We start from the raw sequence: 12,914 nt of genomic DNA, 5'->3' as shown, positions 1-12,914 counted from the left end.
CATGGCCGAGATGGAGACCAACCTCGGCGAGGACGCCGGCAGCACCCGCGAGCCCACCGCCGCGCCCGAGCCGACGACGCGACCGAGTCATGCCGACTGGCAGGACGCCGCCGCGCGGGAGGTGAAGGGCAGGGACCTGACCTGGCACACGCCGGAAGGGATCGACGTCAAGCCGCTCTATACCGTCGCCGATGTCGAGGGCTGGGATCCGGGCCTGCCGGGCTTCGCGCCGTTCACGCGCGGCGTGCGCGCATCGATGTACGCGGGCCGGCCGTGGACGATCCGTCAGTACGCCGGCTTCTCCACCGCGGAAGAATCGAACGCCTTCTACCGGCGCAACCTCGCCGCGGGGCAGAAGGGGCTCAGCGTCGCCTTCGATCTCGCGACACACCGCGGCTATGACAGCGACCATCCGCGCGTCACCGGCGACGTCGGCAAGGCCGGGGTCGCGATCGACACCGTCGAGGACATGAAGATCCTCTTCGACGGCATCCCGCTCGATCAGATGTCGGTCAGCATGACGATGAACGGCGCGGTGATACCGATCCTCGCCTTCTTCATCGTCGCGGGCGAGGAACAGGGCGTCGAGCGCAAGCTGCTCGACGGGACCATCCAGAACGACATCCTCAAGGAGTTCATGGTCCGCAACACGTACATCTACCCGCCCGAGCCGAGCATGCGGATCATCTCGGACATTTTCGCCTATACGTCGCGCGAGATGCCCAAGTTCAACAGCATCTCGATCAGCGGCTATCATATGCAGGAGGCGGGGGCGACGCAGCTCCACGAGCTCGCCTTCACCATCGCCGACGGCATCGACTATGTGAAATACGGCGTCGCCAGCGGGCTCGACATCGACAAGTTCGCTGGACGTTTGAGCTTCTTCTTCGCGATCGGCATGAATTTCTTCATGGAGGTGGCGAAGCTGCGCGCCGCGCGGGTGCTGTGGCATCGCGCGATGACGCAGCTCGGCGCCAAGGACGAGCGCTCCAAGATGCTGCGCACCCACTGCCAGACCAGCGGCGTGTCGCTGACCGAGCAGGACCCCTACAACAACGTGATGCGCACCACGATCGAGGCGATGGCGGCGATGCTGGGCGGCACCCAGTCGCTCCACACCAACGCGCTCGACGAGGCGATCGCGCTGCCCACCGACTTCTCCGCGCGGATCGCGCGCAACACGCAGATCGTGCTGCAGGAAGAGACGGGGATGACCAAGGTCGTCGATCCGCTCGGCGGCAGCTATTACGTCGAGAGCCTGACCAAGAGCCTGGTCGACGGCGCCTGGGACATCATCGAACGAGTCGAGCGCGAGGGCGGCATGGCCAAGGCGGTCGCGGCCGGCTGGCCCAAGGCGATGATCGAGGAGGCCGCGGCGGCGCGCGCGGCGCGGGTCGACCGCGGTGAGGACGTGATCGTCGGCGTCAACAAATACCGGCTGGCGGGCGAGGCACCGATCGACATCCTCGACGTCGACAATGTCGCGGTGCGCGAGGCGCAGGTGCGGCGCATCGCCGTGGTGAAGGCGGCGCGCGACGAGGCGGCGTGCCAACGCGCGCTCGACGCGCTGCGCGAGGGCGCGCGCGGCTCCGACAACCTGCTCGCCCTCGCGGTCGACGCCGCCCGCGCGCGCGCGACGCTCGGCGAGATCTCGGCCGCCATGGAGGATGTGTTCGGCCGCTTCGGCACGCAACCCAAGCCGGTCAAGGGCGTCTATGGCGGCGCGTATGCCGACGACGAGCGCTGGGCGCGGCTCGTCCGCGGTGTCGAGGCGACCGAGCGGCGTCTCGGCCGCAAGCCCCGCATGTTGGTCGCCAAGATGGGGCAGGACGGCCACGATCGCGGCGCCAACCTCGTCAGCAGCATGTTCGGCGATCTCGGCTTCGAGGTCGTGCCAGGCCCGCTGTTCCAGACACCGAAGGAGGCGAGCGCGCTCGCGCTCGAAAAGGACGTCGACGTGGTCGGCGCCTCCAGCCTCGCCGCCGGGCACAAGACGTTGATCCCCGAACTGATCGGCCACCTACGCGAGGCCGGACGCGCCGACATCAAGGTGATCGCGGGCGGCGTCATCCCCGCGCAGGACTATGACATGTTGCGCGAGGCCGGCGTGCAGGCGATCTTCGGCCCCGGTACCAACCTGATCCAGGCGGCGGAGGAGGTGCTCCGCCTGCTCGGCCACAATATGCCGCCCGACGAGGAGGCCGCGTGATGTCCTTGCTCCATCCACCCGTCGACGCGGCAGAGCGCCCCGCCCCCCATCGTCATCCCGAACGTGTTCCGGGGTTCACCGCGCCGGGTACCCATCGGTCGTCGCGTCGCCGAAAGCATGGATCCCCGGACACGACGGGACGGGCCGTCATGCTCGCGGTCTTCGCGCTCGTCGCCACCCCCGCCGCGGCGCAGACCCAGGCGCAGATGAACCAGCAGGCCGGCGCCTCCTACAAACAGGCCGACGCGCAGATGACCCAGGCGTGGCGCGTGCTCTACGCCGACATGAAGAAGCGCGACGCCGCCGACGGTTCACGCGGCGGCGGCTTCGGCTATGCCGCGGCGGCGCTCGCCAGCCAGCGCGCCTGGCTCCAGTTCCGTGACAAGCAATGCGTGCTAGAGAGCGGCGAGTTCGCCGGCGGCTCGCTTCAGCCGATGGCGCAGGCGCAATGTCTGGCCAAGGTGACCCGCGCGCGAACGCAGCAGTTGAAGGGAATACAGTGGACGAAGTGACGGGCGCGGTACGCAACGACTGGACGCGGAACGAGATCGCCGCGCTGTTCGACCTGCCGTTCGACGAGCTGATGTGGCAGGCGCAGACTGTCCACCGCGCGCATCACGCGCCGGGGCAGGTGCAGCTCTCCACGTTGCTGTCGATCAAGACCGGCGGTTGTCCGGAGGATTGCGGCTATTGCTCGCAGTCGGTCAGCGCGGAGAGCGGCGTCAAGGCGACCAAGCTGATGGACGTGCGCGCGGTGCTGCAGGCGGCGGCGCAGGCGAAGGACAACGGCTCGACCCGCTTCTGCATGGGCGCGGCGTGGCGCAATCCCAAGGATCGCGACATGGACGCGATCGTCGCCATGGTCGAGGGCGTCCGCGGCATGGGCATGGAGACGTGCATGACGCTCGGCATGCTCGAGCCGCACCAGGCCGACCGGCTCGCCGCGGCAGGGCTAGACTATTACAACCACAATATCGACACCTCGCCCGAGCGTTACGGTGACGTGATCACGACGCGGACCTTCCAGGAGCGGCTCGACACGCTCGACGCGGTGCGCTCGGCCGGGATCAACGTCTGCTGCGGCGGCATCGTCGGTATGGGCGAGACGCGCGAGGATCGCGTCGGCTTCGTCCACGCGCTGGCGACCCTGCCCGAGCATCCCGGCAGCGTGCCGGTCAACGCGCTGGTGCCGGTCAAGGGCACCGTGCTCGGCGACATGCTCGCCGACACGCCGCTGGCCAAGATCGACGAGATCGAGTTCGTCCGCACCGTCGCGGTGGCGCGGATCACGATGCCCGCGAGCATGGTGCGCCTGTCGGCCGGGCGCGAGAGCATGTCGGACTCGACGCAGGCGTTGTGCTTCATGGCGGGCGCCAACTCGATCTTCACCGGCGACAAGTTGCTGACCGCAGGGAACGCCGGCGACTACAAGGACGCCGCGCTGTTCGCCAAGCTGGGCGTGACGCCGATGGCGGCGGAGCGCCGCTTGGCGCAGGCGGCGGAATAAGCGGCGGCAGCCGACCAGATAAGACAAGCGCTCGCCATCGCCCCATCGCGTCGGCGGGAAAGCAGGAGAGGTCTGTGTTCAAGAAGATCCTGGTCGCCAACCGCGGCGAGATCGCCTGCCGCGTGTTCCGCACCGCCAAGCGGATGGGGATCAAGACCGTTGCGGTCTATTCCGATGCCGACGCGCGCGCGCCGCACGTGCTGATGGCGGACGAGGCGGTGCGGCTGGGGCCGGCGCCGGCGGCGGAGAGCTATCTCAAGGCCGAGCTGATCCTGCTCGCCGCCAAGGAGACCGGCGCCGACTGTATCCATCCCGGCTACGGCTTCCTGTCCGAGCGCGAGAGCTTCGCGCGTGCCTGTGCCGAGGTGGGGATCGCCTTCGTCGGCCCGCCGCCGAACGCGATCGCGGCGATGGGCGACAAGATCGAGTCGAAGAAGCTGGCCAAGCAGGCCGGTGTCAACGTCGTGCCCGGCTATCTCGGCGAGATCGCCGACACCGACGAGGCGGTTCGGATCGCGGGCGAGATCGGCTATCCGGTAATGATGAAGGCCTCCGCCGGCGGCGGCGGCAAGGGGATGCGGCTCGCCTGGAGCGAGCAGGACGTGCGCGAGGGCTTCGAGGCGACCAAGCGCGAGGGGCTGGCGAGCTTCGGCGACGACCGCGTCTTCATCGAGAAGTTCATCGAGAGCCCGCGCCACATCGAGATCCAGGTGCTCGGCGACCAGCACGGCAACATCGTCTACCTGAACGAGCGCGAATGTTCGGTGCAGCGCCGCCATCAGAAGGTGGTCGAGGAGGCGCCGTCGCCGTTCGTCACGCCGAAGATGCGCGCCGCGATGGGCGAGCAGGCGGTCGCGCTGGCGCGGGCGGTCGGCTATCATTCGGCCGGCACCGTGGAGCTGATCGTCTCGGGCGCGGATACGACCGGCGAGAGCTTCTACTTCCTCGAGATGAACACGCGGCTGCAGGTCGAGCATCCGGTGACCGAGGAGATCACCGGGCTCGATCTGGTCGAGCAGATGATCCGCGTCGCGGCCGGAGAGCCGCTGGCGTTCGGGCAGAGCGACGTCGGGATCAACGGCTGGTCGATCGAGAACCGCGTCTATGCCGAGGACCCGTATCGCGGCTTCCTGCCGAGCATCGGGCGGCTGGTGCGCTACAATCCGCCGGCGGCCACCGACGCTCCCCACCCGGCGTCATCCCCGCGCAGGCGGGGATCCATAATCCGTGTCGCCGATAAGGCGGCGGACGTCGCGTCTCTGGATCCCCGCCTGCGCGGGGATGACGGTGAGGGGGAAGAGCACTCCGAACCGCAAGCCATCGTCCGCGTCGACGACGGTGTCGCGGAGGGCGGCGAGGTCAGCATGTTCTACGATCCGATGATCGCCAAGCTGATCACCTGGGCGCCGACGCGCGAGGCGGCGATCGATGCGCAGGTCGCCGCGCTCGACGCCTTCGAGATCGAGGGGCCGGGCACCAACATCGACTTCCTGTCGGCGCTGATGCAGCACCCGCGCTTCCGCGAGGGTCGGCTGACCACCGGCTTCATCGCCGAGGAATACCCCGACGGCTTCCACGGCGCCCCCGCTTCCGCCGAGCTGCTGCGCGATCTCGCCGCCGTCAGCGCCTTCGCCGCGACCGCGCAGGCGGATCGCGCGCGGCGGATCGAGGGTCAGCTCGGCCACCGCCTCCAGCCACCCGCCGACTGGGTGGTGCGGATCGGTGGCGTTGATCATGAGGTCCATGTCTCGCCTGACGCGATCAGCGTCGATGGCGCGCCGCTCGAGCTCGGCATTGAATATACGCCCGGCGATCGCCTGATCGAGGCGGAGTTGGCGGACGAGGCGCGTCTGTCGGTCAGGATCGCGCCGACGCGCACCGGTTTCCGGCTGACGACACGCGGCGCCAGCCATGTCGCGCGCGTGTTGCCCGCGCGGGTCGCGCCCTATGCGCGGCATCTGCTCGAGAAGGTGCCGCCCGACCTGTCCAAGTTCCTGATCGCGCCGATGCCCGGGCTGCTCGTCCGGCTCGATGTCGCGGTCGGCGACAAGGTCGAGGCCGGCCAGCCGCTCGCGGTGGTCGAGGCGATGAAGATGGAGAACATCCTGCGCGCCGAGAAGAGCGCCACGGTGAAGACGGTCATCGCAGCGGCAGGCGACAGCCTGGCGGTGGATCAGGTCATCCTCGAACTGGAGTGAGGGGGGGGACAGGCGATCGATCTCGCGTGCGAGATGCGCTAGCCTTTCTCGGCCGTCATCCTGAACTCGTTTCAGAGTCCACCGTCGCGCGAGCGCCTAACGCTCCTCGTACGCGGCACCGTGGATCCTGAAACGAGTCCAGGAAGACGCCCTTTTCGTCAGCCGTGTCTCACCAAGGCGAGGTTCATCACCGTCACGATGCCGTCTGCTGCCACGGCTCCCGCCCAGCACGGACCCCCCACGACATCTTGCGACACATTAACGCTGGACGCGCCCGGCGGGCATGTTCATGCATCGCAGCATGAGGCGTGCGACCCTTGCGATGACCCTGCTCGCGCTGGCGGGCTGCAGTGTCGGCCCCGATTACCAGCCGCGGTCGGCGTCCGAGCTCGGCGTGCCGAGCGCTTATTCCGTCCCCGCCGCGCCGACGCGCGAGGATCTCACGCGCTGGTGGCAGCGCTTCGACGACCCCGTGCTCGGCGAGCTGGTCGACCAGGCCGCGACCGCCAACCTCGACGTCGCGCAGGCGATCGCGCGGCTGCGCCAGGCGCGCGAGTCGCTGGTGCAGAGCCGCGCCGACCTGCTGCCCTCGCTGAGCGGCAACACCGGCTACAGCCGCTCCGAGACGCTGCGCGGCGGCGGCCAGACGATCACACTCCCTGACGGCACCGTGCAGAATGTCGGTGGCGGCGGCGCGGACAATTATTCGGTCGGGCTGAGCGCCTCCTACCAGCTCGGCCTGTTCGGCGAGGTGCGCCGCACCGTCGAGGCGAGCCGCGCGCAATATCAGGCCTCGGGCTTCGACTATGCGACCACGCTGCTGTCGGTGCAGCAGGAAGTCGCACGCAACTACGTGCTCGCGCGGCTGTACCAGGCGCAGCTCGCCAACGCGCGCGCCAGCTTGACGCTGCAGGACGACAATCTCGAGATCGCGGGCTTCCGCGTCCAGGCCGGGCTGGTCTCGTCGCTCGACCAGGAGCAGGCGCGCCAGCAGCGCGCGCAGACCGCGGCGACGATCCCGTCGCTCGAGCAGCAATATAACGCCGCGGTCTCGCGCATCGGCGTGCTCACCGCGCAGGCGCCGGGCGCGCTCAAGCCGCGGCTGGCGGCGGCGCGGTCGATCCCGGTCGGCGCTGCGCCCGCGGGCATCGGCATCCCCGCCGACGTGCTGCGCCAGCGGCCCGACGTGCGCGCGGCCGAGCGCACGCTCGCCGCGGCGACCGCGCAGATCGGCGTCGCCAAGGCCGCGCTCTATCCCAATCTCGCGATCACTGGGAACATCAACACGCGCGCATCGGGCGTCGGCAGCCTGCTCGACACCGTCACGGGCGGACTGTTCGCGGGCATCACACAGGCGATCTTCAACGGCGGCCGGCTCAACAGCCAGGTGCGCGGTCAGGAGGCCGCGGCCGACGCCGCGCTCGCCGCCTATAAGTCGATCGTGCTGACCGCGCTGGAGGACGTCGAGAATGCCGCGGTGGCGCTCGACACCGCGCGGCGGCGCGAGGAGCAGCTGACCATCGCCTATGAGGCAGCGAACAACGCCGCGATCCTGTCGCGCAGCCAGTATCGCACCGGGCTGACCGACTTCACCACGCTCAGCCAGCAGGAGGCGACGCTGCTCAGCACGCGCAACAGCGCGGCGCAGGCGCAGGCCGACGCGGCGACCGCGCTGGTGCAGCTGTTCGGCGCGCTGGGCGGCGGGTGGGACTCGGCCGTGGTCCCAGAGGCGCCGCCGCGCGCCGCCGCGGCGCCGACGCTCGCTCAACCCGCGCCGACGCCCGCCCCCCTCACCACGCCCAGCGACGGACAGCCCTGATGCCCGAGACACAGCTCGACGACTTCCTGGGCGTCCAGCCGCAGCCGGCGTGGCGGCGCTGGGCCAAGTGGGTGCTGGTGCTCGCCGGCCTGGTCGTGGTGCTGCTGCTGCTCTCGCGCTGCGTGTTCGGCGGCGAGGAGCCGGTGCGCTACGCCACCGCCACGGCCAAGCGCGGTGACCTCACCGTCACCGTCTCCGCCACGGGCAAGCTCGCGCCGACCAACCAGGTGACGGTCGGCTCGCAGCTCTCCGGGCTCGTCACCAAGGTAGTGGTCGACGTCAACGACCGCGTCAGCGCGGGCCAGCCGCTCGCGCTGATCGATCCCGAGCAGATCGACGACCAGATCCGCGCCGGCCAGGCGCAGCTCGCCGCCAATGAGGCGCAGGTGGCGCAGGCACGTGCCACGGTGGCGGAGTCGCAGGCGCAGCTCGCCCGGCTCAACGAGGTGTTCAAGCTGTCGAAGGGACGCGTGCCGTCGCGCACCGAGTTGCAGACCGGGCAGGCCGACGCGCAGCGTGCCACTGCGGCGCTGCGCGTCGCCGAGGCGAACGTCGCCGCCGCGCGCGCGACGCTGTCGCAGTCGCAGACGCAGCGCGCGCGCGCGATCATCCGCTCGCCCGTCAACGGCGTGGTGCTGGCGCGCCAGGTCGATCCCGGCCAGACCGTCGCCGCCTCGTTCAACACGCCAACCTTGTTCGTGATCGCGGAGGACCTCTCCAAGATGAAGCTGGAGGTGGCGATCGACGAGGCCGACGTGGGCGAGGTGCAGATCGGGCAGAAGGCCGATTTCACCGTCGACGCTTTCCCCGGCCGCAGCTTCCCGGCGACGATCACGCGCGTCGACCTCGGCTCGAACCTGACGGTCAGCAACGCCACGGCTTCGTCCTCGTCGTCGACCACCTCGAGCACCAGCACCAGCGGGCAAGTGGTGTCCTATGCCGCGGACCTGACCGTGGCGAACCCGACGCTTCAGCTGCGGCCCGGCATGACCGCCACCGCGGACATCGTCACCGCGGACAAGCGCAATGTGCTGCTCGTCCCCAACGCCGCCTTCCGCTTCAAGCCGAGCGCCGGCGGCGGCGGGCGCGGCGGCATCACCGGCACGATCCTGATGGGGCCGCCGCGGCGCGCTCGTGCGGGCGAGCGCAGCGCCACCGTCGGCCGCGGCGCGGCGCAGACCGTCTACGTCAAGGGCGAGGACGGCACGCCCCGGCCGATCCAGGTCACCACCGGCGACACCGACGGCACGCAGACCGAGGTGCTGTCGGGCGGGCTCAAGCCCGGCATGGAGGTGATCACCGGTCAGCTCGCCGCGGGCACCGACCAGGCCGGCGCGGCCAGCGCCAGCGGGCGCGGGCGCCGCAGCGGGGGAGGGGGCGCGGCGGGTGGCCAGTGACGCGCCCCTGATCAGCCTGCGCGGCGTCACCAAGGTCTATGGCGAGGGCGCGACGCAGTTCCAGGCGCTCAAGGGCGTCGACCTCGACATCGCCGCTGGTGACTTCGTCGCGGTGATGGGCCCGTCGGGCTCGGGCAAGTCGACGACGATGAACATCCTCGGGTGCCTCGACGTGCCGAGCGGTGGCACCTTCCTGTTCCAGGGCCATCACGTCGAGACGCTCGACCGCGACCAGCGCGCTCTGCTGCGTCGCCGGCACCTCGGCTTCGTGTTCCAGGGCTTCAACCTGCTCAGCCGCACCACCGCACTGGAGAATGTCGAACTGCCGCTGCTGTACCGCGGCGACGAGAAGCGCGCGCGGCGCCAGGCGGCGATGGCGGCGCTGGAGAAGGTGGGGCTCGACCAATGGTGGGACCATACTCCCGCCGAGCTGTCGGGCGGCCAGCAGCAGCGCGTCGCGATCGCGCGCGCGATCGTCACTTCGCCCGACGTGCTGCTCGCCGACGAGCCGACCGGCAACCTCGACTCGGAGCGCTCGATCGAGATCATGGAGCTGCTCACCGGGCTCAATCGCGACAGCAACATTACCGTGCTTATGGTGACGCACGAGCCCGACATGGCCGCCTTCGCGCGCACCGTGATTCACTTCAAGGACGGTCTGGTCGAGCGGATCGAGGCGCGGCATCGGCCGGGCGAGTTGCCCGAGCGGGTCGAGGCGAACTGATGCTGGGCACCACCTTCCTGCTCGCTTTGCGCTCGATCCGCCGGCACCTGCTGCGCTCGTTCCTGACGATCCTCGGCATCGTCATCGGCGTCGGCGCGGTCGTCACGATGGTCACGCTCGGCAAGGCGACCACCGCCGCGGTGCAATCGCAGATTGCGGCGCTCGGCACCAACATCCTCCAGATCCGCCCCGGCCAGGGCTTCGGTCGCGGCGGTGGCGGGCCGCGCCCGCCCGACTTCAAGCCCGAGGACGTCACCGCGATCGCGGGGCAGATCGCGGGCGTCACCGCGGTGGCCCCGCAGGCGCAGGCGAGCGCCACCGCGATCTATGAGGGCGCCAACTGGTCGACCACGATCAACGGCACCACAGCGGCCTATTTCCAGGTCCAGCCCTGGCCGCTGGTGAGCGGTCGGCAGTGGACGCCGCAGGAGGAGCAGGCGGGCAAGGCGGTCTGCATCATCGGCAACACCGTGCGGCAGAACCTCTTCCGCGGCGGCGAGGCGGTGGGCGAGCGCTTCCGGCTCGGCGACGTGAGCTGCGATGTGATCGGCGTGCTGTCGACCAAGGGGCAGGCCGGGTTCGGCGGTGACCAGGACGACATCGTGATCATGCCGATCAAGACGGTGCAGCGCCGCTTCACCGGAAACCGCGACGTGCGGTTGATGCTGGTCGGGGTCGACCAGGCCTATGCCACCAGCACCGTCCAGGCCTCGATCACCCAGCTGCTGCGCGAGCGCCGCACCATCACCGACGGCCGCGAGGACGATTTCAACATCTTCGACACCAAGCAGATCAGCGACACCCTCACCGGCACCACCACCGCGCTGACCCGCATCGTCGCCGCGGTGGCCGCGATCAGCCTAGTGGTCGGTGGGATCGGCATCATGAACATCATGCTGGTGTCGGTGACCGAGCGCACGCGCGAGATCGGCATCCGGCTCGCGATCGGCGCGGTGGCGCGCGAGGTGCTGCTGCAGTTCCTGGTCGAGGCGGTGGCGCTGTCGTGCCTCGGCGGGCTGATCGGGCTGGTGCTGGCGCAGGCGGTGATCGCGGGGCTGACGCCGCTGCTCCAGGTGCCATGGACGTTCGATCCGCGAATCAACCTGGTGGCGTTCGCGATCTCCGCGGTGATCGGCGTGGTGTTCGGCTATTTTCCGGCGCGACGCGCGGCGGCGCTCAACCCGATCGACGCGCTGCGGCACGAATAGGGGCGGGGCGGCACGAGTGATCGGGCCCATCTCCTATCGCTGACCACCCTGGCGAACGCCGGGGTCCAGGGGGGAAGGCGTCAGTGAGTCTCAGCCGCGTCCCCCAAATGGACCCCGGCGTGCGCCGGGGTGGCAGTTCGGCGTCACTCCTCCAGTTGGCCACGCAGCGCCGCTAGCGCCGCAGCATCCCCGCCGCGCAGCACGTGTGAGTCCGGCCGCGACAGTGCCTCGGGCGCGTGGACCAGCTCGCGCAGCGCCTCGAGTTCCGCGGGCGTGTCGACGTCGATCAGCTCGGCCCCGTTGGTGACGACGTGTCGCCCCGACTGGATCAGGTCGCGCGCGCCCTGGTCGCCGCTGATCGCGAGCAGCTCGTCGAAGCGCGCCCGGCCGAACAGCGCGGGTGGTTTGGGCGAGCGGCCGTCGCTCGACGCCACCACCGCCTGCTCGCCCATCTCGCTCGCGTCGAAGAGCCGGTAGATGTGCGCCGCGGTCACCCGCGGCATGTCCGCGAGCGCGATCAGCACCGCCTTCGCGTCATGCGCCCGCGCACAGTCGACCCCGATCCGCACCGAGGATGCCATGTCGCGCTCCGGATCGTCGTTGTGGGTGACGAAGAAGCCGAATTGCGCGAAGTCGATCTTGCACCCGTCCACCACCGCGACGCGCTGGCGGAACGGCATGTCTTCCAGCGCCACCGCGACGTGTAGCCCGAGCGGGCGCGCGAGGAACGGCTGGTCGAGCTTGCTGCCGATATCGCCGAACCGCTCCGATCGGCCGGCGGCGAGCAGCACGAGGACGGTCTCCTCAACGGCGATCATTGAACGCTCCCACCATCGCCGCCGCGATCGACAGCGCGATCTCGGACGGGCCGATCGCGCCGATGTCGATCCCGACGGGACCGTCGATCCGGTCGAGTTGATCCGCATCAACGCCCGAGGCGGCGAGCCGCTCCCGTCGCGCCGCGTGGCTGCGCCGGCTGCCAAGCGCGCCAACATAGCCGGTCTCGGCGGCGAGCGCGGCGATCAGCGCGGGGTCGTCGATCTTGGTGTCGTGGCTGAGCGTCACCACCGCGGTGGACGGGCCGGGCCTCCACGCCGCAACCGCCTCGTCGGGCCAGCGATCGTCCAGCGTGACGCCGGGAAAGCGTTCCTCCGTGAGGAAGCGCCCGCGCGGGTCGATCACCACCGTCTCGATGCCGAGCGCCTGGGTGAGCGCGGCGAGGCTCTGCGCGATCTGCACGGCGCCGACGATCAGCAGCCGTCGCGGCGGGTCGTAGCGGTTGGCGAAGACCTCGCCCGTCTCGAGCGGGCGCAGGTCGGCATGGCCGGTGGCGAGATCGGTGGTGACGGTGAGCGAGCGGCCCTCTGCGCGCGCCACGGCGATGCGGTCGAACAATTCGGGGTCGAAGCCTTCGGCCGATACCGGCTGGACCATGACGCTGATCTCGCCGCCGCAGGGCAGGCCCACTTCCCAGGCGCTGTCGTCGGCGACGCCGTAGCGTTTGAGCTGGAACGGCGCGCCCGCGATCACCTGCGCCGCGGTGTCGAGGATGTCGCCCTCGACGCAGCCGCCCGAGACCGAACCCTCGAACCGCCCGTCGGCGTGGACCAGCATGTGGCTGCCGCGCGGTCGCGGCGCCGAGCCCCAGGTCGAGACCACCGTGGCGAGCGCGAGCGGGGCGCCCTTCCAGTTCTGCGCGGCGGCGAGGACGGTGTCGTTGTCGGCCATGGGCGGTCTTTCCTGTTGTTCAGCAGCGGTGGAGCCATGCTTCGAGACGAGGCTTCGACGAGCTCAGCTTCTCCTCGGCACGAACGGATGCGCGCCACCGTTCGTGCTGAGGAGGCACTAAGCT

10 protein-coding genes are annotated in these 12,914 nt (G+C 70.0%); 8 read left to right on the top strand and 2 right to left on the bottom strand.

What is annotated here, in order from left to right; genetic code table 11:
• Position 1 precedes the first annotated feature (1 nt).
• From scpA to KZ820_RS03265, 8 genes are all read left to right on the top strand, one after another.
• On the top strand, positions 2-2,209 hold the full coding sequence (gene scpA, locus KZ820_RS03300; protein WP_219747244.1) for a methylmalonyl-CoA mutase: 2,208 nt from the start codon (positions 2-4) through the stop codon (positions 2,207-2,209).
• 149 nt (positions 2,210-2,358) lie between these two features.
• Positions 2,359-2,721 (top strand): lysozyme inhibitor LprI family protein, encoded by a 363-nt coding sequence (locus KZ820_RS03295; protein WP_219747243.1) that lies wholly within the window; start codon positions 2,359-2,361, stop codon positions 2,719-2,721.
• A complete protein-coding gene (bioB, locus tag KZ820_RS03290; protein ID WP_373368994.1) occupies positions 2,658-3,716 on the top strand; it encodes a biotin synthase BioB in 1,059 nt (352 codons plus the stop codon). The genes KZ820_RS03295 and bioB overlap by 64 nt, the downstream gene beginning before the upstream one ends.
• Positions 3,717-3,790: 74 nt before the next feature.
• Positions 3,791-5,914: an acetyl-CoA carboxylase biotin carboxylase subunit gene (locus tag KZ820_RS03285; protein ID WP_219747241.1), complete on the top strand. Its 2,124-nt coding sequence runs from the start codon at positions 3,791-3,793 to the stop codon at positions 5,912-5,914.
• A 301-nt stretch (positions 5,915-6,215) separates the two neighbouring features.
• Positions 6,216-7,733 carry an efflux transporter outer membrane subunit gene (locus KZ820_RS03280; RefSeq protein ID WP_219747240.1) on the top strand — a complete coding sequence of 506 codons (1,518 nt, stop codon included), beginning with the start codon at positions 6,216-6,218 and terminating at the stop codon, positions 7,731-7,733.
• A complete protein-coding gene (locus tag KZ820_RS03275) occupies positions 7,733-9,130 on the top strand; it encodes an efflux RND transporter periplasmic adaptor subunit (protein ID WP_219747239.1) in 1,398 nt (465 codons plus the stop codon). Before KZ820_RS03280 ends, KZ820_RS03275 begins: the two co-directional genes overlap by 1 nt.
• On the top strand, positions 9,120-9,854 hold the full coding sequence (locus tag KZ820_RS03270; RefSeq protein ID WP_219747238.1) for an ABC transporter ATP-binding protein: 735 nt from the start codon (positions 9,120-9,122) through the stop codon (positions 9,852-9,854). The genes KZ820_RS03275 and KZ820_RS03270 overlap by 11 nt, the downstream gene beginning before the upstream one ends.
• The gene (locus tag KZ820_RS03265; RefSeq protein ID WP_132907653.1) at positions 9,854-11,062 is read left to right on the top strand and encodes an ABC transporter permease; all 1,209 of its coding nucleotides are present in this window, start codon (positions 9,854-9,856) and stop codon (positions 11,060-11,062) included. The genes KZ820_RS03270 and KZ820_RS03265 overlap by 1 nt, the downstream gene beginning before the upstream one ends.
• Positions 11,063-11,205: 143 nt before the next feature.
• Here the strand turns inward: KZ820_RS03265 and KZ820_RS03260 are convergent, their stop codons facing one another.
• Together KZ820_RS03260 and KZ820_RS03255 are read right to left on the bottom strand one after the other, a co-directional pair.
• Entirely contained in the window at positions 11,206-11,880 is a 675-nt protein-coding gene (locus tag KZ820_RS03260) for a nucleotidyltransferase family protein (protein ID WP_219747237.1), read from the bottom strand.
• Positions 11,867-12,790: an XdhC family protein gene (locus tag KZ820_RS03255; RefSeq protein WP_219747236.1), complete on the bottom strand. Its 924-nt coding sequence runs from the start codon at positions 12,788-12,790 to the stop codon at positions 11,867-11,869. The genes KZ820_RS03260 and KZ820_RS03255 overlap by 14 nt, the downstream gene beginning before the upstream one ends.
• Positions 12,791-12,914 lie beyond the last annotated feature (124 nt).

The organism is Sphingomonas citri (assembly GCF_019429485.1).
Classification (GTDB): Bacteria; Pseudomonadota; Alphaproteobacteria; order Sphingomonadales; family Sphingomonadaceae; genus Sphingomonas; species Sphingomonas citri.
Note: the sequence above shows the minus strand (reverse complement) of the source record. Positions and strands in the feature narration are given on the sequence as shown.